Below are 23,693 nucleotides of genomic sequence, written 5' to 3' on the forward strand. Positions count from 1 at the left end.
CGCTATATCTGCGCCATCATGACGACCTGGTATCTGCATCTTCTGAACGCGCGTCACGGCCTGACTCCGGTCATGTCGGAGTTCCGCGCGGCTGTGCGCAAGGCGGTCGGGCTGGCGTCTGGCCATGCCGATCTGCCCTCGTTCGATCTGGTGGTCCGGGCCGAGCCCGGCGGCGGTATCCCGAAATGGGGCGTCGGTGGGCATGCGCCCTCGGCCGGGTTGATCGAGATCACGTTGGACCCGGCGCGATTCGATCCGCAACTGCTGATCCGCACGCTGGTTCACGAATTTCACCAACTGATCCGCTGGGATGGGCCGGGCTATGGCCGCTCGTTGGGCGAGGTTCTGGTCAGCGAAGGCATGGCCGGGCATTTCGTGTTGCAGGTTCTGGGCGGCGCGCCCGACCCCTGGGATGCGACGGTTCCCGCATCGGGCGTGGCGCGGATGGCGATGAACGAATGGGCGCGGCGCGATTACGATCATGCGCGCTGGTTCTTCGGCAAGGGCGATCTGCGCAACGCCACGGGCTATGGGCTGGGGCACCGGATCGTGGCCGAGCATATGGCGCAGAACCCGGGCAGCGATGCGGCGACACTGGCCGCGATGCCGGCCGAGCCGTTCCGCGCCAGCCTGCGCCAGCTGGTCAGCGCCGACCGCAGCGCCGAGACCGACAGCCCGGACGAACCGTCCGGGGATAAGCCGTCCGGGGAACAGGCGGATCCGGCCGGCAAGGACGGCGACAAGCCGGCCTGATCAGCGCATGGCCACCCGGCTGACGCGCAGATGCGCCGCGATCAGCCCGATCAGCAGGCCCGCCACCGCGCCGCCCAGATGCGCCTGCCACGCGATCTGCGGCATCAACAGGGTCAGCGCGACATTCAGCCCCAGCACCAAAGCCACCGCCCGCAGCACCGGCCGCATGGGCCGCTCGGTCCGCAGCCGCCAGATCGTGGCATAGCCGACCAGCGCCCCCGCCAGCCCGAACACCGCGCCCGAGGCGCCGATCATCGGCCCGCCCATCGGCTCCATCCAGCCATAGATCCCTGCCGCCGCGATCTGGCTGACCCCATAGGCCAGCGCCATCTGTCCCACCGGCATCAGCCGCCGCAACTCCCGCGCCACCGCCGCCAGCGACACCATGTTCATCGTCAGATGCAGAAACCCGGCATGCAGCAGGCCATAGCTGGCGAACATCCACAGCCCCTGCCCCGCAACCAGCCCCGGATCGCCATGCATCAGCTGCGACCAGAAGGCGCCATACAGCACCGTCGCATGGCGCAGGCCGGGCCAGCCGCCCAGATCGGCCAGTTGCAGCGCGACCTCGGTCACGCAGCAGAGGATGACGATGGCGCTGGTCCAGCGCGGGATCCGGGGGGCGGGTGCAGCCATCAGTCGGCCTTGATCTGCCGGGCCTCTTCGATCAGCATGATCGGGATACCGGAACGGATCGGAAAGGCCAGCCCCGCCGTGTGCGAGACCAGTTCCTGCCGCTCCGCGTCATAGCGCAACGTCGCATGGGTGACCGGGCAGACCAGTGCCTCGAGCATGTGGCGGTCAAAGCCGGGATGGTCGTTTTCAGCGTTCTGGTCGGTGTCGGGGGTCATTGCAGCCGTTCCTCATTGTCGCCGCCATGCAGGGCGAATTCGATCAGCCCTTCCAGCAATTCGCGCCGGTCGCCAAGGGTCGGGCTTTCCAGCAGCGCCTGCTTGTCGCCGCTGGAAAAGGGCAGCACCATCGCCAGCGAGTTGATCAGGATCTCGTCCTCGGCATTCTCGGCCGCGTCCCAGTCGGTCGAAAGCTCGTGCGTTTCCATATAGCGGTGCAGCAGCGGAAACAGCCGTTCACGATGGATGCCCGGATCGGTTTCGGGCGGGCCCAGATCGCGGTTGAAATCGCTGTATTCCACCACGCCGCGCAGATAGGGGGCAAAGCCTTCCTCGACATCGCGCAGCCGGAAGCGCGACACCGCCTTGAGCGAGACCATCATGCGCCCGTCATCGCCCTCGGAAAAGGCGACGACCCGCCCGGCGCTGCCGATGCTGCACAGCGCCTCGCCCTCGGGCTGGATCATGCCGATCATGCGGTGATCGGTTTTCAGCGAGTCTTCCAGCATCTGCAGATAGCGCGGCTCGAAGATATGCAGCGGCAGGCGCGTCCGGGGCATCAGCACCGCACCGGGCAGCGGAAACAGCGGCAGGCGCTGGGGCAGGTCGAAACGCAGGGACATGTCAGGCGAAGATCAGCGAGGACAGCCTGCGCCGGCCCTTCTGGGCAATGGGATCGGTTGGCTTGAGACTGTCGAAGATGGTCAGAAGCTGGGCCTTGGCGGCGCCGTCGTTCCATTCGCGGTCGCGGCGGAAGCTGTCCAGAAGGATCTCGACGGCTTCCTCGACATTGCCTGCCGCGTGCAGCGCCAGCGCATAGTCCAGCCGCGCCTGCTGATCGTCCGGATCGGCCGTGACGCGGGCCTGAAGGTCGCCCAGGGGACCGGCATTCGCGGCCTGCTCGGCCAGTTGCAGCTGGGCGCGGGCGGCCTCGACCGGGGCGGCGCCGGTGATGGCGGCGGGCACCTGCGTCAGCGTGCTGGCGGCCGCGGCGGTGTCGCCTGCCGCCAGATGGGCGCGGATCAGCCCGCCCCAGGCCTCGGGGTTTTCGGGTTCTTCGCCGATAATGGCGGCGAAGGTCTCGATGGCATCGGCAGAGGCGCCTTCGTCCAGCATCTGCTCGGCCGCGGCCAGCGCGTCGCCCAGCCCGCCATCGTCACCCGACAGCGCCGCCAGCTTGTCCACGAACTGTTTCAGCTGACTTTGCGGCAGGGCGCCCTGAAAGGCATCGACCGGCTGGCCCTTGAAGAAGGCATAGACGGTGGGGATCGACTGCACGCGCAGTTGCGATGCGATCATCTGGTTTTCATCGACATTGACCTTGGCCATGCGGACCCGGCCCTTGTGGCGGGCGACCTCGGCCTCGAGCTGGGGGCCAAGCGTCTTGCAGGGGCCGCACCAAGGCGCCCAGAAATCGACGATGACGGGCACCTCCATCGATTTTTCGACCACCTGGGCCATGAAATCGGCTTCGGTGACATCGGTGATGAAATCTGCGGGTTGCGGCGCGTTGGCGGCACCTTCGAACAGCATGGTCATGACGGTCCCAGACGAGTTGGCAATGATCGGTTGGCCGCAATATGGGGCGTCGGGCGGCCGAACGAAAGGGCGGATTGTCCTGTGGCGGGCGCAAGGGGGGCTCTGCCCCCAGCGCGGGCGGCCCCTCGATGGGGCCGCCCGCGCTTCCCCCGGGATATTTCAAACACCAAAGATGGGGTCAGAGATCGAAGGTGGCGAGGACCGGGACATGGTCGCTGGGTTTTTCCCAGCCGCGCACCGGGCGCAGGATGCGGCTGGAATGGCCGGCATTGGCGATATCGGGGCTGGCCCAGATATGGTCGAGGCGGCGGCCCTTGTCGGCGGCGTCCCAGTCGCGGGCGCGATAGCTCCACCATGAATAGAGCTGGCCTTCGGGGATGTCCTTGCGGGTGATGTCCACCCATTTGCCCGCGTCCTGTGCCGACAGCAGGTGATCGACCTCGATCGGGGTGTGGCTGACGATCTTGAGAAGCTGCTTGTGCGACCAGACGTCGTCCTCGCGCGGGGCGATGTTGAAATCGCCGACCATGATCGCGCGTTCGGGCCGGTCGGCGTGGAAGACGTCGCGCATCTCGGACACGAAATCGAGTTTCTGGCCGAATTTCGGGTTCAGCTCGCGGTCGGGAATATCGCCACCCGCGGGCACGTACATGTTGTGGATGGTGACGCCGTTTTCCAGCCGGGCCGCGACATGGCGGGCATGGCCCAGTTTGGCATAGTCGCGGTCGCCCGCATCCTCGATCGGCAGGCGCGACAGGGTGGCGACGCCGTTATAGCCTTTTTGCCCCCGCGCCACGATCCAGTTGTAGCCAAGCGCGCGGAAGGCTTCGAGCGGGATCTTCTCGACCGGCGACTTGCATTCCTGAAGGCAGAGGATGTCGGGCGCCTCCTCTTGCAGCAGGCGGGCGACCAGTCCTTCGCGCAGGCGGACCGAGTTGATGTTCCAGGTGGCTATGGTGAACATGGGCGGGCTCCTTTGCGGCGGAGCCTATCGGCCCCGCGGCGCGCTGTCGAGTTGGTGGCCGGCGGAAAGGAAAATCGTCGCAATGTCGCAATCACGCCTTGGTGAGCACGACCGGCGGCGTTACACGGGAGGTCATCTGCGCGCAACAAGGAACGGATGCGATGCGAATGACGGTGGATGAGGCCCTTGCCCGTGGCGGGACTGGCCGGTTTCAGTGGCGGCTGCTGGGGATCTTCGGGCTGGTCTGGGCGGCGGATGCGATGCAGGTGATCGCGGTGGGCTTTGCCGCGCCCTCGATCGCCGTCACATTCGGGGTCGAGCGGGTGACCGCCCTGCAGGTCGGCACGATGTTCTTTTTGGGCATGTTCGTCGGCGCATGGGGTTTCGGACGGCTGGCCGACCGGATCGGGCGCCGGAACATTCTGCTGCTGACCGTGGCGATGGACGCGATCTTCGGTCTGGCCTCGGTCTGGGCTGGCGATTTCACCCTGCTGATGGTGATGCGGTTTCTGACCGGGGTTGCCGTGGGCGGCACCCTGCCCGTCGATTACGCCATGATGGCCGAGTTCCTGCCGCCGAAGAATCGCGGGCGCTGGCTGGTCTGGCTGGAGGGGTTCTGGGCCATCGGCACCATCATCATCGCGCTGACCGCATGGATCGCCGCCAGTCTGGGGGCCGAAGCCCCGTGGCGCTGGATCTTTTTCGTGGCGGCGGGGCCTGCGCTGATCGGCTTCTGGCTGCGGCTGTGGGTGCCGGAATCGCCGATGTATCTGGTGCGCAATGGCAGGCAGGTCGAGGCGCGGGCGGTTCTGAACCGGGTGCTGGCGGTGAATGGCGCCGCGCCGCTGTCCGGCGAGACGCAACTGGTCATCGCCCCGGTTCCTGCGGGGGCCGAGACCTCGATCTTCGCGCCGATGCTGCGGGCGCGCACGCTGGGGGTGCTGGCGGTGTGGTTTCTGGTCTCGCTGTCCTATTACGGGGTGTTCGTCTGGGTGCCGGGGCAACTGGCGACCGAAGGCTTCGGTTTCGTGCGCGGTTACGGCTTTCTGGTGATCCTGGCGCTGGCGCAGGTGCCGGGCTATGCGCTGGCCGCGCATGGGGTCGAGGCATGGGGGCGCCGCAACACGCTGATGGGCTTTCTGCTGCTGAGCGCGGCGGGCTGTTTCCTGTTCACCCTTGCCGGATCGACCGCGATGATCGCCGGATCGCTGATCCTGATGAGCTTTGCGCTGCTGGGGACATGGGGCGCGCTTTATGCCTTTACGCCCGAGCTGTATCCGACCCATCTGCGCGGTACCGGCATGGGCACCGCCAGCGCCATTGCGCGGCTGGGGGGGATTCTGGCGCCCAGCCTGCTGGCGATGGTCTTTGTCCACGGTTTCGGCGTCGCCATCGGCGTCTTTGCCGGGCTGCTGGTTCTGGGGGCCGCCGCATTGCTGCTGGTGCGGGCCGAGACTCGGGACGCCGCCATCGGCTAGGCTGCCGGATACGGCATGGTGCCGGGCCTTGCCGGTCGGGCATGAAGGGAGGAATTGGAAATGGGCCAACTGGTCAATGGCGTCTGGAAGGACGAATGGTATGACACCGACAGCAGCGGTGGCGAATTCGTGCGCGACGGCGCGAAGTTCCGCAACTGGGTCACCGCCGATGGCAGCCCCGGCCCTTCGGGGCAGGGCGGATTTGCCGCCGAGAGCGGGCGTTATCACCTATATGTCTCATATGCCTGTCCCTGGGCGCATCGGACGCTGATCTTCCGCGCGCTGAAAGGGCTGGAGCCGCATATCGGTGTCTCGGCCGTTCATCCCGACATGCTGTCCGAGGGCTGGGAGTTCCGCACCGATTTCCCCGGCGCGACCGGCGATGAGCTGTTCGGCAGCCGGTATCTGCGCGACATCTATCTGCGGGCCAGACCGGATGCGTCGGGGCGGGTAACGGTGCCGGTGCTGTGGGACAAGCAGCAGGGCGCCATCGTGTCGAACGAAAGTGCCGACATCATCCGCATGTTCAACAGCGCCTTTGACGGGCTGACCGGCAATGACGCGGATTTCTGCCCCGAAAGCCTGCGCGGGCAGATCGATGCGCTGAATACACGGATCTATGACACGGTGAATAACGGGGTTTACAAGGCCGGGTTCGCGACCTCTCAGGCGGCCTATGACAAGGCGATCGGGCCGCTGTTTCAGTCGCTGGACTGGATCGAGGGCCTGCTGGCCGAAGCCCGCTATCTGGCCGGGGATCGCGTGACCGAGGCCGACTGGCGTCTGTTCACCACGATCTGCCGGTTCGATTCCGTCTATCACACGCATTTCAAATGCAACCGGCAGCGGATCGTCGATTATCCGAACCTGTGGGGCTGGGCGCGCGAGCTGTATCAATGGCCGGGCGTGGCGGCGACGGTGAGGCAGGATCACATCACCCGGCATTACTATTTCAGCCACGACATGATCAATCCGAATCGGATTATCCCCATCGGGCCGGAACCCGACTGGACCGTGCCGCATGGCCGGGGATAGCTGACCTGTCAACCCCGGCCCGAGGGCCGGGGCCGTCAGAGAGAGGGAGGGGAGATGTGGCCGCATCCGCCGACCACTGGGCTTCGGGGCCTTAACGCCGGGCGGCGGATCGGGTTTCATCGCGGCGTTGGGCTGACGGTCTTGTGAAGGTCGCAGAGGGCGTTCGCTGCGGTTGCGTGTTCGTGACATCCAGCGCGAATTTCCCGCCATATCCGCAAGCACTACTGGTGCTGCCATTTCCGGGGCAGGGGGAGTTTTTCAACAACCGCCGGGACCGTCCCCGCCATCCGGATCAAGATGAGGCGTTGGTGTTCAGCGCAGACGGGTGACCGCGTCAATCATCGGTAAGCGGTGGTGTGGACGCTTTCCGAGGGTATAGAGATGCCAAGGTGGCGGGTGTTGAATCACCGCTACGAAGAAGATCGTCATGGGAGATGTTAGCTTCATCGGCCTGGATCAGGCCAAACACGTGCTTCAGGCACATGGCGGTGCGGCCGACGGGCCGGAGGTCTTCTGGCGAAAGGCAATTCTTGCGCGTGCGGTGAATGTGGCTTTCCAGAAGCAGAACCTGCTTTTCGTGTCGCGGACCGTCCGCGTCCGGTATGCCAAGCGGCAGTTCGCGGTGGTCGCGGAAAGAGCGGTGCGGCTCGCCCTCGGCCTTGATTGCAAGATGCGTGCGCAGCGGGGGCCACCCGACCCAGGATCATGCGGCAAGCCTCGTTCAGGTGGTGGTTACCTACCGTCTCGACGATTTCCAGATGAAACTCGGTATCGGCCTGACCATAGCTGCGCATGTCACCCTTGGCCAACGCGCGCTCCATTTTGCCGCAGGCGCCCAGACAGCGCAGCAGCGGGCAGCAGCCGCATAGCCGCGGTCTTCAGAACGGCGCGAAAGGTTACCAGATCGGCGATTCCTTCCTCGAAGGGAGAATAAACAAATATTCTGGATTTCGGGAGGATGACGACATGCGACAAGGTTCGAGGAAAGCCTGTTTCACGATACGTTACGCCAGATCCTCGATCCGGTCGCAAACCCACGCTACATTATCGTCGTCAGGTCGGGGCTGTTCCTGAAGCGCTTCCAGTATTTTGCTGTGCCCGGCAGGTTTGATGGCAACAGGTCACGGACCGAAATCTTCTGGAGGAACTGGCAGGGTATCATCGGACGGGGCGAGTTGATCTATACGCGCACCTCCGCTGGCCGGGGCGAGTTGCGGGCGGCGCGACTGACCAGTCACACACGCAGCGTCTTGAACCACCTGAGTTGGCGTTGAGCGACCCGGCTGACGCGGCACACGACGGAACCGGCCATCGGTCGGAAGCCGAAACCCGATATCCGCATGCTTTCCAATTGGCCAATTGCTTCAAACAGCTTCACCTCGGCGGCGCCACGCGAATTGGGCAGCCCAGTTCCCGGACAGGGCCAGCCGCAATCCCTCCACGGCGCTTCGCCCGAAACCGGCGTCAACGACACCAGCGTCCGGCAGCTGGTATTCTTGCCGGGCATCAGCGCATATCGCGGCGTAAAACAGGGGCAGAGTGCACGGCGCGCCTTGGCCTTTCCCGGCTTTGACTGTAAAAGGCGATCAACTCCGGGGGAGTAGCTCAATGGTCAGAGCAGAGCGCTCATAACGCTTTGGTTGGGGGTTCAAGTCCCTCCTCCCCTACCAGTATGGCCTCTGCGATATAGCGCATGAATACTGAGTTGGACGAATTGCCCGGAAACCACCATCAGCCCGGTATTGATGGTGTGACCACCCTGACTGCGCCCGCGACAGCTTGACGCCTTTCGCGAGGCTCACCTGTCGCCCGGCAACCGGATGCGATCCCGCCTGAAGCTGGGCTGGACCCGATGACGCCGGGGGGGGCACGGCATCAATGATTATTGCGAGGTCGAAGGGTTATCATCCCTCAGCAGTGGTGCAGTATCTCGCCCATATCGAGGTGATCGAACACGTTGCGCTTCTGGATCGTCAGTTCGGGATTTTGCCAAAACGTTGCTTACCCCTCTTGATCGAACCAGCACTCTTGGCTGGTTGAATTGCAACCACAGCACGACCTGACCGGAGGTTTTCTCACTCAGGGTCGCGATAGCGGTTGATCGGTCTTCACCGCATGACGGACGCAGCCCGTGCCCAAGGTCTGCGCGACGAAGGCGCGGTCGAGCGTTACTGCATCGCCACGCTGCTGATGGGCCATGCGCCCGAACATGATCCGCGTTGCCAGCAGATCCTTGACGCTCCGCTGCATGGGCTCGACAAGGCAAAACGCATTCTTGATCTGGCGCTTGCACCGACAGGCTGATTTCACGACGGATAGTTTCGTGGCTGCGATCAATTGCGACGACCCCTTGGCCCGCTGCGAACTGGGCAACCTGTTCCGTGCCGACAGCTCGGTCCCGTTCAGCTTCGAAGGGCGGGTCAACGGTATGGGCACGGGCGCCCTGCCGATGGGACAGCGCATGATCCTGCCCAATACGCTGCCGGGCAGGAAGGGCCCTTACCCCGCAACCGCACGAAATCCGGTCAATGGTATCGGACGGGCCGGTGAGACTGCGTACGTTGTCGCCTCAGGACGCTCTGCCTGCCCCGGGCGGGGCCTTCCCGCCAGACATATATATCGTGACGAACCGTGCCAACATCCTCCGCGCCCGGCGCAATCGCGCGGCGTGGGGCGAGGACGGGCGCGCGATCCACACCCGCCACCGCTGGCCGCTCGAAGGCATCTCGGGACGCTCCTCGGTCTCGTCCGCGCAATCCGGCAAAGCCCGGCATCTGCGTGAGGGAACCTATTCAACAGCCCCCACAGGATCGTTTGCTGATCCTCGGACTTTCAAAGGGTTGCTTGCGTGTTCATGAACCCTCGCCGGTGCCGCCTGAACCGATGGTGCAACACCGGCTCGATGTCGATTATCAGCGTGTCGCCCTGGCCGCCGGGCTGCGCCAGTTCCTGAAATATCCGGGCGAAGATGCTCCTCCGGGACCAGCGGGCAACCTTTGTCTGGTCCACGGAAGCCCATCGGTGTGGCTGGGCCGCCGTGCCTTGCCTTGGGACGGGTCAGGGTCTTCAGGTTTGGCCGGTGGCGCGGCATCTTCAGCCTGTTGGGGCGACGACGATGACATGGAGGTAGCCCGGGCCATGTGCGCCGCGGACATAGCTGCCCTCGATATCGGTGGTGCCGCTTGGGCCGGTGATCAGGATGGCGTTGCGGGGCGAGGCAAGCTGCGACAGGGTCCGGGCGTAATCCTCCAGATATGGGAGCAGGGTGTCCGCGCGCAGCACGACGAGGTGGTGCAGCGGCAGGAAGGACAAAAGGATCGGCGTATATGGGCCGGAATGGATCACCAGCGATCCGTTTTCCGCGATGCCCCACAGCGCAAGGCCAAGGGCTGCGGGTTCGTCTGCGGCGATTTCCGAATGGGTGGAGGTGCTGGACCAGTCCAGCGCCGCCAGTTCGGGCGCGGGTTCCAGCGCGATAGAGGGTGGCAGTCCGTGGCCGTCCAGATAGCGGCGGACCGCCTGCGGCACCCCGGCCATGTCCGCCACATGGTCGATGGTGGTGCCAAGGGCGGTGGCCTTGGCGGCGAAGGCCTCGGGCAGGGTGGCCGAGGCAAGGCGCGGGCGGGTGCTGTCGGGTATCTCCAGCAGGGCGGCGGCCTCGGCGGCGATGGCATCGGGTGTGGCGGGCGGGGCGGCCTTGCGGATCGCGGCAAGGATTCTGTCGCGGGCAGTCACGGGGGCAGCTTTGGGGGCGGTCATGTGCGGGTCCCTTTCTTCTGCCGGGCGCGGTACTGTTCCATGAAGGTCCGGCCGGGCGGGCGGGGCAGGTCGCGATATGCCGTCCAGCCCCCGGCCAGCGGCAAGCGGGAGATCCAGCCGCCTTTGCCGAACAAACGCAGCGCCCGGACGCCGATGCGGCTGGCCAGCCGATAGAGCCGGGGCCGGTGCGCCAGCCGGGCCCACAGACCGATGCCGGCGCGCAGCGTGCCGGGCTCCAGCCCTTCGCGCCAGCTTCGGACGCGCCATGCGCGCAACAGCGTCGGCAGCGGGATTTCGACCGGGCAGACCTCGGCGCAGCGGCCGTTCATGGTGCAGGCGTTGGGCAGGTCGCGCGACGCCGCCAGCCCGTCCAGAACCGGCGTCAGCACCGAGCCCATCGGGCCGGGATACGTACCGCCATAGGCATGCCCGCCGATCTGGCGATAGACCACGCAATGGTTCATGCAGGCGCCGCAGCGGATGCAGCGCAGCATCTCGCGGAATTCGTCGGCCAGCATCCGGGTGCGGCCGTTATCGACCAGCACGATATGCATTTCTTCGGGGCCGTCGGCATCGCCGGGGCGTTTCGGGCCGCAATGGAAGGTGGTGTATTGCGTCATCTCGCCGCCCGTCGCGGACCGCACCAAAAGCCGCAACAGCGCGAAGGCATGGGCGGTCGAGGGCACGATCTTTTCGATCCCCGCCGTCACGATATGGATGCGCGGCGGCGTGGTGGTCAGTTCGGCATTGCCCTCGTTGGTGACGGTGCAGGTCGCGCCGGTATCGGCGACAAGGAAATTCGCACCCGAAATGCCGACATCCGCACCCAGAAACTTGGCACGCAGCTGCACCCGCGCGCTTTGGACCATGGTGGCGGGGTCTTCTGCCTCGGGCGGTGGGTTGTGGCCCTCGCGGAACAGGTCCGCCACCTGCTCGCGCGTGCGGTGCATGGCGGGCCAGATGATATGCGACGGCGCCTCGCCCGCAAGCTGGATGATATGCTCGGCCAGATCGGTCTCGACCCGCTCGATCCCGGCATCTGCAAGGGCGTGGGGCAGGCCGATTTCCTCGCCCAGCATGGATTTCGATCGGGTGACGATCTTCGCGTTCGCGTTCAGACAGATGCGGGTGACGATGGCGCGGGCCTCGGCATCGTCGCTGGCCCAATGGACCTGCGCGCCGCTGGCGGTCGCATTACGCTCGAACATTTCGAGGTAATGGCCCAGATTGGCGATGACGTGGTCCTTGATCGCGCGGCCACGTTCGCGGGCCGCCTGAAATTCGGGAAAGCCGGCGACGGCGGCGGCGCGTTTCGTCTCGGCGGTGCCGGTTGTGCGGTCGATGGCCAGCTTCAGCGTGCGGTCGGCAAGGGCTGCCCTGGCGCGGTCCTTGAACGGCGTCTTGGTGGCGGTCTGCATGGGCTATCCCTCCTCGCCGATGGCGGGGCCAGAGGCCACGCCCGCCAGAACCTCGATGGTGTGGAAACAGCGGGTTTTCGCGCCGCGCCGGTGCAGCTTGCCCGCCATGTTCATCAGACAACCCAGATCGCCCGCCAGCAGCAGATCCGCGCCGGTCTTTTCCACGGCTTCGGCTTTTTCGGTGACGATCCCGTTCGAGATGGCGGAATATTTCACGCAGAAGGTGCCGCCGAAGCCGCAGCAGACATCGTTGCCTTCCAGCCCGCGCATCCTCAGCCCCTCGACATGGGACAACAATGCGCGCGGCTGTCCGGCGATGCCCAGCTCGCGCAGGCCGGAACAGCTGTCGTGATAGGTGGCGGAGGCATCCAGCCTCCGCCCCTGTGGTGCGTAGCCCATGACATCGACCAGAAAGCTGGTGATCTCGTGGGTTTTGGCCGCGAAGGCCTTGGCGCGGGCGGCCCAGTCGGGGTCGCCCGCCAGCAGGTCCGGCCAGCCATGCACCATCGTCGCCGCGCAGGACCCCGAGGGCAGGACGACATGGTCGAACCCCTCGAAGGCGGCGATGGTCTGGCGTGCCAGCCGCTCCGTGTCACGGTTGTCGCCGCTGTTGAAGGCGGGCTGACCGCAGCAGGTCTGCGCCTGCGGCACCTCGACCGTGCATCCGGCCTCTTCCAGCAGCTGGATGGCGGCAAAGCCGATCTGCGGACGGATGGCATCGACGAGACAGGTCACGAACAGACCGACCCGAGGATTTGGCTTTCCGGACATGATGACCTCAGTTGCTTGCGGTTACGGGGGCAGGGGCATGGCCTCGGTTGCGGGACATGGCGAACAGCACGGCTGCGGCCCAGATCACGGCGGCGATCCACCACATGAAGTTGCCGCTCAGCAGCGCAAAGCCCAACAACCCGCCCTGCACCACATAATAGGCCATCGGGATCAGGGTCTGGCGGATGATCGCGCCCTCTCGGTCGGTCAGGCCGACGGTGGCGGATGCGGCCACGACGTTATGGACGCAGATCATGTTGCCCGCAGCCCCGCCGATGGCCTGCAAGGCGACGACGGTGCTGGCGCCAGCCGCGCCCAGACCAATCTGTTCGGCGGTCGAGAACTGGAACAGCGAGAACATCATGTTGCTGATCGTGTTCGACCCGGCGACAAAGGCCCCCATCGCCCCGATCAGCGGCGCGAACATCGGCCATCCGTTGCCCACCACCGAAGACACGCCCTCGGCCAGAACGATGGGCATGCTGGCCAGCGTGTCGGATGCCGAGTTCAGGAACACCTGCACCATCGGCACTGCCAGCAGCAGCGCGGGCGCGGCGGCCATCATGGTTGAACCCGAGGATTTCAGGGCGCGGCCGTAATCGCTGACCTTCATGCCGTGATAGAACCAGGTGAAGATCGAGGCAAGGATCAGGATCGTGCCCGGCAGGTACAGCACCTGCACCCGCGCGTTGATGCCCGAACTGAACAGGTTGTCCAGCGCGATGGTCACCTCGGGAGAGTTCAGCCATGCCTTGAGCGGCCCGACCGTGCGGGTCAGCACCAGCAGGATCACCACGAAGACATAGGGCGCCCATGCCTTCAGCAGCGGCATCAGCGGCTTGCTGGCATGGTGAACCTCCAGATCGTCCAGCTTGCCCACCCATGCCGGATCCCAGTCCTTGCGGGCGGGAAAGTCAAAGACCTCTTGCGGGATCAGGAAGCCGCGTTTTGCCGCCGGAACCACGATCAGCAGCCCGATGATCCCGCCCAGAAGCGAGGGGAATTCCGGCCCCAGGACCACCGCGATGATGTAATAGGGAACGGTGAAGGCGAGGCCCGCGAACAGCGCGAATTTCCAGATGCGGAAGCCCTCGGCGAACGAGCGGTTGGCGCCGAAGAAACGGGTCAGCATCCCCACCAGGATCAGCGGGATCAGGAAACCGACCAACCCGTGCAGCGTCGCCACCTTGACGGTGATTTCCAGCAGGTAATCGAAGAACGGCATGGGCGCGATGGTCGCGTCCACAAGCGGCTGCCCCTCCAGCCCGGTGCGCACCCCGACAAGGATCGGGGTGCCGACCGCGCCGAAGGATACCGGCGTGGACTGGATGATCAGCGTCACCATGACCGCGGCCATGGCGGGAAAGCCGATGGCGACCAGCAGCGGCGCCGCGATGGCGGCGGGGGTGCCGAAACCCGAAGCGCCCTCGATCAGCGATCCGAACATCCAGGCGATGATGATCGCCTGCACCCGCCGGTCGGGCGAGATCGAGGTGAAGCCGCTGCGGATCGAGCGGATGCCGCCGCTTTCCTCAAGCGTATACAGCATCAGGATTGCGCCGAAGACGATATAGAGCAGGCTGATCGCGGTCACGGCGCCATTGACGGTCGCGCCCAGCACGGTGTTCAGCTCCGTGCCCCAGACCAGCAGCGCGGTCAGCACCGTCACCACATAGGCCACGAACATCGAGAACTTGGCAGAACGCGCCAGCACCACCAGCAACACGAAAACCGTCGCAATCGGCAGAAGCGCAAGGATGAATATCATCAGGCCAGCCATGTTTCCTCCTCAGAAATGGCGGGGAATCCGCCGGTTTGTTGTTGTCCTGTTATCGAGATCCCGGTCGCAGGGCAGGCCGCCCCTCACTCGACCATTGGCATGAGTTTATTGATGCTGTCCTTTGCGTCGCCATAGAACATTCGGGTGTTTTCCTTGAAGAACAGGGGGTTTTCGATGCCGGAATAGCCGGTGCCCTGACCGCGTTTTGACACGAAGACCTGTTTTGCCTTCCAGACCTCCAGCACCGGCATCCCGGCGATGGGGCTGTTGGGATCGTCCTGCGCCGCCGGGTTCACGATGTCGTTGCTGCCGATCACGATCACCACGTCGGTCGAGGGGAAATCGTCGTTGATCTCGTCCATCTCCAGCACGATGTCGTAAGGCACCTTCGCCTCGGCCAGCAGCACGTTCATGTGGCCGGGCAGACGGCCCGCGACCGGGTGGATGGCGAAACGCACCTCCTTGCCCGCCGCGCGCAGCTTGCGCGTCAGTTCCGACACCGCCGCCTGCGCCTGCGCCACCGCCATGCCGTAACCCGGCACGATCACCACGCTGTCGGCATCGTTCAGCGCCGCCGCCACGCCGTCGGCGTCGATGGCGATCTGTTCGCCCTCGATCTCCGCGGCAGGGCCGGTCTCGCCGCCGAAGCCGCCCAGGATCACGCTGACGAAATGGCGGTTCATCGCCTTGCACATGATATAGGACAGGATCGCACCTGACGAGCCGACCAGCGCGCCGGTCACGATCAGCAGGTCATTGCCAAGCGTGAAGCCGATCGCCGCCGCCGCCCAGCCGGAATAGCTGTTCAGCATCGACACAACCACCGGCATGTCGGCGCCGCCGATGCCCATGATCAGGTGATAGCCGATGAAGAAGGCCAGCAGGGTGATCAGCACCAGCCACAGCACGGGGGAACCGACATCGGCGCAGTAAAGCACCCCGAACAGGATCGACAGCGCCAGCGCGGTGGCATTCAGCATATGCCCGCCCGGCAGCTTTTTCGGCTTGCCGTCGATGCGGCCCGCCAGCTTGCCGAAGGCCACGACCGAGCCGGTGAAGGTGATCGCGCCGATGAAGATGCCAAGGAACACCTCGATCTTCAGCACCGCGATCTCGGCCGGGGTCTTGTGGGCCAGAACGGCGGCGAAGCCCTCGAAGGTGACGGCGGCATCGGCGGCCTTTTCGCGCAGCACCCGGGCCAGCTCGATCTGGGCGTTGAAGCCGACAAAGACCGCCGCCAGACCGACGAGGCTGTGCATCGCCGCGACCAGCTGCGGCATCTCGGTCATCTGCACGCGCTTGGCGATGACGAAACCGACGCTGCCGCCGATGGCGATCATGATCGCCGACAGCCACCAGTTGCCCGCGCCCGGCCCGAACAGCGTCGCCAGCACCGCCAGCGCCATGCCGACGATGCCGTACCAGATCGCGCGCTTGGCGCTTTCCTGACCCGACAGCCCCCCCAGCGAGAGGATGAACAGGATCGAAGCAACCACATAGACGGCAGTGGTAAATCCGTATTCCATCAGCCCCTCCTTACGATTTCTGGAACATGGCGAGCATGCGCCGGGTGACGAGGAAGCCGCCGAAGATGTTGACGCCCGCCATCAGCACCGCCAGCGCCCCCAGCACCACCACCCAGGCCGAGCCCGAGCCGATCTGCATCAGCGCCCCCAGAATGATGATCGACGAGATCGCATTGGTGATCGCCATCAGCGGCGTGTGCAGCGAATGGGCGACGTTCCAGATCACCCGGAAGCCCACGAAACAGGCCAGCACGAAGACGATGAAATGCGACAGGAAGCTGGCCGGAGCGACCAGCCCGATCAGCAGCAGGAACAGACCCCCGGCCACCAGCAGCGTGACCTGGCTTCTGGTCTCGGCGCGGAAGGCCGCGACCTCGGCGGCACGGCGCTCCTCGACCGTCAGTTCCTTCTTCTTCTCCTTGGGCTTCTGCGCCGCGATGGCCGCAACCTTCGGCGGCGGAGGCGGCCAGGTGATGTCGTGATCGCGGGTGACGGTGGCGCCACGGATCACGTCGTCCTCCATGTTGTGGTCGATCACGCCGTCTTTCTTCAGCGTCAGATCGGACATGAAATGGCGGATGTTGTTGCCGTAAAGCTCGGAGGCCTGTGCACCCATGCGCGAGGGGAAATCGGTATAGCCGATGATGGTCACGCCATTGTTGGTCACGATCCGCTCGTCCGGCACGGTCAGATCGCAATTGCCGCCCTTTTCGGCGGCCAGATCGACGATGACGCTGCCGCGCTTCATCGCCTCGACCATGTCCTTCGTCCACAGCTTGGGCGCATCGCGGCCCGGGATCAGCGCCGTGGTGATGACGATATCCATCTGCGGCGCCAGCTCGCGGAACTTCTCCAGCTGCTTTTCGCGGAATTCCGGGCTGGAGGGCGCGGCATAGCCGCCGGTCGCGGCCCCGTCCTGCGCCTGTTCCTCGAAATCGAGAAAGACGAACTCGGCCCCCATCGATTCGATCTGCTCGGCCACTTCGGGGCGCACGTCGAAGGCATAAACCTGCGCGCCCAGACTGACCGAAGCCCCGATCGCCGCCAGACCGGCCACGCCCGCGCCCACCACCAGAACCCTGGCCGGAGGCACCTTGCCCGCCGCCGTCACCTGACCGGTGAAGAAACGGCCGAAATTGTTGGCCGCCTCGATCACCGAACGGTAACCGGCGATATTGGCCATCGAGGACAGCGCGTCCATCTTCTGCGCCCGCGAGATCCGCGGCACCATGTCCATGGCGATGGCGGTGATGCCCTGCTGGCGGGCTGCTTCCAGCAACTCGCTGTTCTGCGCCGGATAAAAGAACGAGATCAGCGTCTGGCCTTCGCGCATCTGGCCGATTTCGCTCTCGCTGGGGGGGCGCACCCTGGCCACCACATCGACCGCCGCCAGAAGGCTGGCCGCCGTCGCCTCGACCGTCACCCCCGCCGCCGCGTAATCCTCGTCCGAGAAACCGGCGCGCGCGCCAGCCCCGGATTCGATGAATACCTCATGTCCCAGTTTCTGGAGATGCAAGGACGAGGAGGGCGTGATCGAAACACGAGCCTCCCCCTCAAAACTCTCCTTCAACGCGCCGATCTTCATGGCCTGATCCTCTCCTTCCGGTAAGATATCAGCGGAACCCGGTCAGGACTTCCGATGATCCCTGACGGATGCCTCGATCTCGGCTGACACTTTCTGATAGGCATTCTGGGCGGCGGTCGCGGTTTCTTCGGAATATCGCCGCATCAGTTCGACCGCCTTGTCCGTGGCGGCCTTGTAATGTTCGAGATTCTGCTTCGTGGCTTCGGCAGAACCGGACAGATCGCTTTTCTCAAGACCTGCCCATGTCGCCCGGATGACGCCGTCGAACAGCTTTGCCTGACGTTCAAGCTGGACACGATAGAAGCTCATCGCCGCCTCATTGGCCTGCGCCAGCGCGGTCAGCCGGTCCTGATGCATCTGCATGATCGTGATCGGGTTCAGATCATCGAAGCCCTGGCTCCGGAACCACTCTCCGAAGACATCACTGTTGAAGAACGGAAAGAGCGTCTTGGGGTCGATCGCCTTGAATGCATTCTCGAAGTTCGGGGTGGTTTTCTTGTCGGTCATGGCTTCACCTTGTGCATATGCGTGAGTGTGACAGTTGCAGACAGAACATCGTCGTTGGCCGGTCAGGGCCGCTTTTTGGGCGGGATCAGGTCAGTGATGGTGCCTTCGAACATCTCGGCGGCGAAATTCACCGTCTCGCTCAGGGTGGGGTGGGGATGGATGGTGTGGCCCAGATCGACGGCATCAGCGCCCATCTCGATCGCCAGCGCCACTTCGGCGATCAGATCGCCCGCATTCGGCCCGACAATGGCCGCACCGATCACCCGGTCGTCGGCTTCGTCGAAAATGACCTTGGTGATGCCCTCTGACCGCCCCAGCGACAGTGACCGCCCGGAAGCGGCCCAGGGGAAAACGCCCTTGCCGATCTTGCGGCCCTCGGCTTTGGCGGTGGTTTCAGTGACGCCCACCCAGGCGACCTCAGGGTCGGTATAGGCGACCGACGGGATCACGCGGGCGTCGAAATGGCGGTTGTGACCGGCGGTGACCTCTGCCGCGACCTTGCCTTCATGCACGGCCTTGTGGGCAAGCATCGGCTGGCCAACCACATCGCCAATGGCGAAGATGTGGGGCACATTGGTGCGTTGCTGGCTGTCCACGGCGATGAAACCCTGCTGGTCAACCACAACGCCCGCAGCCTCGGCACCGATCAGCCCACCATTCGGGCGGCGTCCGACGGCGACAAGGATCTTGTCGAATATGTCGGTCGTGGTGCCGCCCGCCTCGTCCTCGAAAGTGACCGTCAGCCCGCTGTCGCCGGCCTGGACGCCGGTAACCCTGGTCTTGAGAAGGATTTTCTCATAGCGCCCCTCGATCCTTTTGTGCAGCGGCTTGACGATATCCTTGTCGGCGCCGGGGATGATCTGATCCATCAGTTCCACAACCGTGATCCTGGAGCCGAGGGCGTCATAGACGCATGCCATTTCCAACCCGATGATCCCGCCGCCCAGTACCAGCAGCCGGTCCGGGATGCCGCCCAGTTCCAGTGCGCCGGTGGAATCGATCACCCTCGGGTCGTCATGCGGGATGAAGGGCAGCGTGACGGGTTCCGAGCCTGCGGCGATGATGCACTGATCGAAACTGACCGTGGTCTTCGTGCCGCCGTCCTCGACCTCGATCATGTTCGGGCCGGTGAATCGGCCATATCCCGACACGACCTGCACCTTGCGTCCCTTGGCCAGCCCCGACAATCCGCCCGTCAGCTGCCTGACGACCGAGTCCTTCCAGCCGCGCAGCTTGTCGAGATCGACCGTGGGTTCCGCAAAGGCGATGCCGTGACCGCCCATCTCTTCGGTCTCGGTGATGACCTTGGCGGCGTGAAGAAGCGCCTTGGACGGGATGCAGCCCACATTCAGACAGACCCCGCCAAGGGTCGGGTTCTTCTCGATCAGCACGACCTTCTTGCCCAGATCAGCCGCCCGAAAGGCGGCGGTATAGCCGCCGGGCCCGGACCCCAGAACCACGACCTCGGCGTGAAGGTCGCCGTGGCTGGTGGCCGTCGCGGTTGGCTGGGCAGGGGCGGGGGTGGCCGCGCCGCCGCCCGATCCGTCAGCGCCGCCTTCCGCCGCTTCCAGCGTCAGGATCAGTGAACCTTCGGCGACCTTGTCGCCTTCCTTGACCGCGATGGAAACGATCCTGCCCGCAGCGGGTGAAGGAACCTCCATCGTCGCCTTGTCGGATTCCAGCTCGATCAGCGGATCTTCCCTGGCGACGGTATCGCCGACCGCCACCAGGATATTGATGACCGGCACGTCCGAGAAATCGCCGATATCGGGGACCTTGACTTCCATGTTCAATCCCTCCGTCAAAGCATGATCCGGCGCACGTCGCCAAGCAGGAACTTCAGCGTCGCGGCAAAGCGGGCCGCCAGCGCCCCGTCGATCGCACGATGGTCATAGCTGAGCGACATCGGCAGCATGTTTCGCGGCACGAACTGCTCGCCATCCCAGACCGGCGCCATCCTTGAACGGGTCAGCCCAAGTATGGCGACCTCGGGCGCGTTCACGATCGGCGTGAAGGCGGTACCGCCGATTCCACCAAGCGAGGATATCGTGAACGTCGCGCCCTGCATGTCCGCCGATTTCAGCTCTCCGGCGCGGGCTTTGGCGCTGAGATCGCCCAGCTCTTTCGAAATCTCGATGATTCCCTTGCGGTCGGCATCCTTGATTACCGGCACGACCAGGCCATTCGGCGTGTCGGCCGCGAAACCGATATTGTAGTAGGATTTCCGGATCAGCTTGTCGCCGTCGGGATGGATCGACGAGTTGAACTCCCAGTGCTTTTTCAGCGCCGAGACGCTGGCCTTGATCGCGAAGGACAGCAATGTGACGCGATAGCCGTCCTTTTTCGCCTCGTCGTCCAGCTCCTTGCGGTATTTGTCGATCTCGGTGATGTCGGCCTCTTCCTGATGCGTGACATGCGGCACGTTCAGCCATGAACGGTGCAGTGCCGGACCCGAAAGCTTTTTGATGCGGGCCATCTCGACATTCTCGACCGGCCCGAATTTTGAAAAGTCGATGACAGGGATCGGCGGGATGCCCATTCCGCCCTGACCAGTCCCGGCAGCGGCGACCGGTACCGTGCCGGCCTTGAGGGCTGCTGTCACATCCTCGCGCAGGATGCGCCCCTTGCGTCCGCTGCCATTGACCTTGGCGAGGTCGATGCCGACCTGGCGGGCGAAGGCGCGGACCGAAGGCGAGGCGTGTGCCTTGCCAAAGCCGGAATCCGTGACCGGTGCCGGCGCCGGAGTGGGCGTGGATGCGGCGGCAACGGCGGGCGCAGGCGCCACAGCGGGCGCTTCGGCAGCGGCCTCGCCTTCCAGCGTCAGGATCAATGCGCCTTCCGAGACCTTGTCGCCCTCCTTGACCGCAATCGAGGCGATCTTGCCGGCAGCCGGGCTGGGCACCTCCATCGTTGCCTTGTCGGATTCAAGTTCGATCAACGGGTCTTCCCTGGCGACGGTATCGCCGATCTTCACCAGGATGCTGACCACCGGGACATCCGAGAAGTCGCCGATGTCGGGAACGTTCACTTCGATTGTCATTTTCCAGTCTCCTCGTCCCGGGTCAGACCAGCCGGGGGTTCGGCTTGTCGCCGTTGATGTCGTATTTGGTCAGTGCCGCCGTCAGCGTGGCCTTGTTGATGTTGCCTTCGCGGTACAGATCGACCATGGCAGCCGCCGCGATATGGTTCGCATCGACCTCGAAGAAGCGCCGCAGATTGACGCGGCTGTCCGAGCGGCCGAAACCGTCCGTCCCAAGCACTGTGTAGCGGCCCGGCACGAAGGCGCGGATCTGCTCGGCATAGTTCTTCATGTAATCGGTCGCGGCGATCACCGGCCCGGTCGCCCTGGCCAGTTCCTGCGTGACATAGGGCACACGCGGTTCGGCCAGCGGGTTCAGCCTGTTTGCGCGCTCGGCATCCTGCCCGTCGCGCGCCAGTTCATTGAAGCTGGTGGCCGACCAGATGTCGGCGGTGACGCCGAAATCCGCCTCCAGCATCTCGGCTGCCTTCAGGGCCTGCACCAGAATGGTGCCCGAACCCATCAGGTTGACATGCTTCTTGCCCGGCTTCTTCACCTCGCGGAAACGATAGAGACCCCGGATGATGCCCTCTTCCACACCGGCGGGCATGTCGGGATGGCTGTAATTCTCGTTCATCAGGGTCAGGTAGAAATAGACATCCTCCTGCAGTTCATACATCCGTTTCAGACCGTGATGGATGATGACCGCCACCTCGTGCTGGAAGGTCGGGTCATAGGAAATGCAGTTGGGAATCGTCCCGGCAAGGATATGACTGTGCCCGTCCTCGTGCTGCAATCCCTCGCCGTTCAGGGTCGTGCGGCCTGCGGTGCCGCCCAGCATGAAGCCTCGCGCACGGCTGTCGCCTGCGGCCCAGGCCAGATCCCCGATGCGCTGAAAGCCGAACATCGAGTAATAGATGAAGAACGGGATCACCGGCACGCCGTGGTTCGAATAAGAGGTCGCCGCCGCGATCCAGTCGGCCATCGCACCGGCCTCGTTGATACCCTCTTGCAGCACCTGTCCGTCGGTGGATTCCCGATAATAGGACATCTGTTCGCGGTCTTCGGGCGTATAGTTCTGGCCCTCGGGGTTGTAGATCCCGACCGAGCGGAACAGCCCCTCCATCCCGAAGGTGCGGCTTTCGTCCGGCACGATCGGCACGACATGCCTGCCCACCCCCTTGTCGCGGATCAGTGTGGTCAGGATCCGCACGAATGCCATCGTGGTCGAGATCTCGCGATCGCCGGTTCCCTGCAACTGCGTCTTGAACGTTTCAAGAGGCGGGATCGGCAATGCGGGCGCCACGGAATTGCGCTGCGGAAAGGCGCCCCCCAGCGCCTTGCGACGGTCGGCCAGATAGGCTTTCTGCGCATTGTTCAACGCCACAAAGGGCGCTTTCGGCAGATCTTCGTCCGAAACCGGGATGTTGAAGCGGTCGCGGAAGGCGCGCAGCTGATCCTCGGCCAGTTTCTTTTGCTGATGGGTGGTGTTCTGGCCTTCGCCGGCCGTGCCCATGCCATAACCCTTGACGGTCTTGATCAGCAGGCAGGTTGGCTGGGCCTTGGTTTCGGTCGCCTTGCGGAAGGCGGTATAGACCTTTTCGGGGTCGTGGCCGCCGCGACGCAGGCTCCAGATCTGGTCGTCGGTCCAGTCTTCGACCAGTGCCGCCGTTTCGGGGTATTTGCCGAAGAAGTGCTTGCGGATATATGCGCCGTCCTTCGATTTGAAGGTCTGATAATCGCCGTCCAGCGTTTCGTCCATCAACTGCCGCAACCGGCCGGTCGTGTCATTCTCAAGAAGCTGGTCCCAACCCTTGCCCCACAACAGCTTGATGACGTTCCAGCCTGCACCGCGAAAGCCGCCCTCAAGCTCTTGCACGATCTTGCCATTGCCGCGCACCGGGCCGTCGAGGCGTTGCAGGTTGCAGTTGATCACGAAGATCAGGTTGTCGAGCTTTTCGCGCACGGCAAGGTCGATGGCGCCGCGGCTTTCCGGTTCGTCCATTTCGCCATCGCCCAGAAAGCACCAGACCTTGCGGTCGGCCATGTCGATATGGCCCCGGTGATGCATGTATTTCATGAACCGCGCCTGATAGATCGCCATCAGCGGTCCCAGCCCCATCGAGACCGTCGGGAACTGCCAGTAATCCGGCATCAGCCAGGGATGCGGATAGGACGAAAGGCCATTTCCGCCGACCTCCGAGCGGAAATTCAGCAGTTGTTCTTCACTGATACGTCCTTCCATGAAGGATCGCGCATAGATGCCGGGGATCACATGGCCCTGAAAGAACACCAGATCGCCGCCATGAATGGCCGATTTCGAACGCCAGAAATGGTTCAGGCCGACATCATACATGACAGCCGATGAGGCGAACGAGGCGATATGACCGCCATATTCGCTGGATTCCTTGTTGCGCCGTACGACCGTGGCCATGGCGTTCCAACGGTTGATCGTCCGGATCCGCCACTCCATCTCCGGATCGCCGGGGAAATCGTACTGGTCATCCGTCGGGATCGTGTTCTGATAGGGCGTCGTTGCGGAAAATGGCAGCGTGGCGCCAGCGGCGCGGGCCTGTTGAACCGCCTTGTCCAGCAGGAAATGCGCCCGGTTCGGACCGTCGCGTTCAATGACATCCGCAACGGCATCCTGCCATTCCTGGGATTCGATCGGGTCAATATCGGGGCCGAATTCGGTCATGGCATGCGTC

At 64.4% G+C, this 23,693-nt stretch carries 20 protein-coding genes and 1 tRNA gene; 5 read left to right on the plus strand and 16 right to left on the minus strand.

Annotated features, from left to right (window positions below; translation table 11 throughout):
- Positions 1-18 precede the first annotated feature (18 nt).
- The gene (locus tag JHW40_RS03995) at positions 19-753 is read left to right on the plus strand and encodes a DUF2268 domain-containing putative Zn-dependent protease (protein WP_090611090.1); all 735 of its coding nucleotides are present in this window, start codon (positions 19-21) and stop codon (positions 751-753) included.
- Here the strand turns inward: JHW40_RS03995 and JHW40_RS04000 are convergent, their stop codons facing one another.
- The 5 genes from JHW40_RS04000 to JHW40_RS04020 form a co-directional block, all read right to left on the minus strand.
- The gene (locus JHW40_RS04000; protein ID WP_090611089.1) at positions 754-1,389 is read right to left on the minus strand and encodes a rhomboid family intramembrane serine protease; all 636 of its coding nucleotides are present in this window, start codon (positions 1,387-1,389) and stop codon (positions 754-756) included.
- On the minus strand, positions 1,389-1,604 hold the full coding sequence (locus JHW40_RS04005) for a Trm112 family protein (RefSeq protein WP_090611088.1): 216 nt from the start codon (positions 1,602-1,604) through the stop codon (positions 1,389-1,391). Before JHW40_RS04005 ends, JHW40_RS04000 begins: the two co-directional genes overlap by 1 nt.
- Positions 1,601-2,227 carry an LON peptidase substrate-binding domain-containing protein gene (locus tag JHW40_RS04010; protein ID WP_090611087.1) on the minus strand — a complete coding sequence of 209 codons (627 nt, stop codon included), beginning with the start codon at positions 2,225-2,227 and terminating at the stop codon, positions 1,601-1,603. The genes JHW40_RS04005 and JHW40_RS04010 overlap by 4 nt, the downstream gene beginning before the upstream one ends.
- A gap of 1 nt (position 2,228) precedes the next feature.
- Positions 2,229-3,137 carry a thioredoxin gene (trxA, locus tag JHW40_RS04015; protein WP_090611086.1) on the minus strand — a complete coding sequence of 303 codons (909 nt, stop codon included), beginning with the start codon at positions 3,135-3,137 and terminating at the stop codon, positions 2,229-2,231.
- A gap of 184 nt (positions 3,138-3,321) precedes the next feature.
- Entirely contained in the window at positions 3,322-4,107 is a 786-nt protein-coding gene (locus tag JHW40_RS04020; protein WP_090611085.1) for an exodeoxyribonuclease III, read from the minus strand.
- A 161-nt stretch (positions 4,108-4,268) separates the two neighbouring features.
- On the opposite strand from JHW40_RS04020, the gene JHW40_RS04025 reads away from it, so the two are divergent.
- Positions 4,269-5,585 carry an MFS transporter gene (locus tag JHW40_RS04025; RefSeq protein WP_090611084.1) on the plus strand — a complete coding sequence of 439 codons (1,317 nt, stop codon included), beginning with the start codon at positions 4,269-4,271 and terminating at the stop codon, positions 5,583-5,585.
- Between the two features lie 60 nt (positions 5,586-5,645).
- Positions 5,646-6,620 carry a glutathione S-transferase family protein gene (locus JHW40_RS04030; protein WP_090611083.1) on the plus strand — a complete coding sequence of 325 codons (975 nt, stop codon included), beginning with the start codon at positions 5,646-5,648 and terminating at the stop codon, positions 6,618-6,620.
- A 443-nt stretch (positions 6,621-7,063) separates the two neighbouring features.
- Here JHW40_RS04030 and JHW40_RS24115 read toward each other — a convergent pair whose 3' ends face one another.
- A complete protein-coding gene (locus JHW40_RS24115; RefSeq protein ID WP_090611082.1) occupies positions 7,064-7,441 on the minus strand; it encodes an FCD domain-containing protein in 378 nt (125 codons plus the stop codon).
- Between the two features lie 773 nt (positions 7,442-8,214).
- On the opposite strand from JHW40_RS24115, the gene JHW40_RS04035 reads away from it, so the two are divergent.
- Positions 8,215-8,290 (plus strand) — tRNA-Met (locus tag JHW40_RS04035).
- Positions 8,291-8,735: 445 nt separating this feature from the next.
- Positions 8,736-8,924, plus strand: a complete 189-nt coding sequence (locus JHW40_RS04040) for a hypothetical protein (RefSeq protein ID WP_139208122.1) — start codon at positions 8,736-8,738, stop codon at positions 8,922-8,924.
- A gap of 789 nt (positions 8,925-9,713) precedes the next feature.
- On the opposite strand, the gene JHW40_RS04045 is transcribed toward JHW40_RS04040, so the two are convergent.
- From JHW40_RS04045 to aceE, 10 genes are all read right to left on the minus strand, one after another.
- Positions 9,714-10,379 carry a LutC/YkgG family protein gene (locus JHW40_RS04045; protein ID WP_272849060.1) on the minus strand — a complete coding sequence of 222 codons (666 nt, stop codon included), beginning with the start codon at positions 10,377-10,379 and terminating at the stop codon, positions 9,714-9,716.
- Positions 10,376-11,797 carry a lactate utilization protein B gene (locus JHW40_RS04050; protein WP_090611080.1) on the minus strand — a complete coding sequence of 474 codons (1,422 nt, stop codon included), beginning with the start codon at positions 11,795-11,797 and terminating at the stop codon, positions 10,376-10,378. The genes JHW40_RS04045 and JHW40_RS04050 overlap by 4 nt, the downstream gene beginning before the upstream one ends.
- 3 nt (positions 11,798-11,800) lie before the next feature.
- Entirely contained in the window at positions 11,801-12,568 is a 768-nt protein-coding gene (locus tag JHW40_RS04055; protein ID WP_090611079.1) for a (Fe-S)-binding protein, read from the minus strand.
- 7 nt (positions 12,569-12,575) lie between these two features.
- On the minus strand, positions 12,576-14,348 hold the full coding sequence (locus tag JHW40_RS04060; RefSeq protein WP_090611078.1) for an L-lactate permease: 1,773 nt from the start codon (positions 14,346-14,348) through the stop codon (positions 12,576-12,578).
- 83 nt (positions 14,349-14,431) lie between these two features.
- The gene (locus tag JHW40_RS04065; protein ID WP_272849061.1) at positions 14,432-15,874 is read right to left on the minus strand and encodes an NAD(P)(+) transhydrogenase (Re/Si-specific) subunit beta; all 1,443 of its coding nucleotides are present in this window, start codon (positions 15,872-15,874) and stop codon (positions 14,432-14,434) included.
- Between the two features lie 10 nt (positions 15,875-15,884).
- On the minus strand, positions 15,885-17,459 hold the full coding sequence (locus JHW40_RS04070) for a Re/Si-specific NAD(P)(+) transhydrogenase subunit alpha (protein WP_272848988.1): 1,575 nt from the start codon (positions 17,457-17,459) through the stop codon (positions 15,885-15,887).
- Positions 17,460-17,501: 42 nt separating this feature from the next.
- On the minus strand, positions 17,502-17,966 hold the full coding sequence (locus JHW40_RS04075) for a hypothetical protein (protein ID WP_090617954.1): 465 nt from the start codon (positions 17,964-17,966) through the stop codon (positions 17,502-17,504).
- Positions 17,967-18,028: 62 nt separating this feature from the next.
- Positions 18,029-19,753, minus strand: a complete 1,725-nt coding sequence (gene lpdA / locus JHW40_RS04080; protein WP_090617952.1) for a dihydrolipoyl dehydrogenase — start codon at positions 19,751-19,753, stop codon at positions 18,029-18,031.
- Positions 19,754-19,767: 14 nt separating this feature from the next.
- A complete protein-coding gene (locus tag JHW40_RS04085; RefSeq protein ID WP_090617950.1) occupies positions 19,768-21,006 on the minus strand; it encodes a dihydrolipoyllysine-residue acetyltransferase in 1,239 nt (412 codons plus the stop codon).
- A 22-nt stretch (positions 21,007-21,028) separates the two neighbouring features.
- Entirely contained in the window at positions 21,029-23,683 is a 2,655-nt protein-coding gene (aceE, locus tag JHW40_RS04090) for a pyruvate dehydrogenase (acetyl-transferring), homodimeric type (RefSeq protein WP_090617948.1), read from the minus strand.
- Positions 23,684-23,693 lie beyond the last annotated feature (10 nt).

Origin of the sequence: Paracoccus alcaliphilus, from assembly GCF_028553725.1 — a bacterium.
Lineage (GTDB): Bacteria > Pseudomonadota > Alphaproteobacteria > Rhodobacterales > Rhodobacteraceae > Paracoccus > Paracoccus alcaliphilus.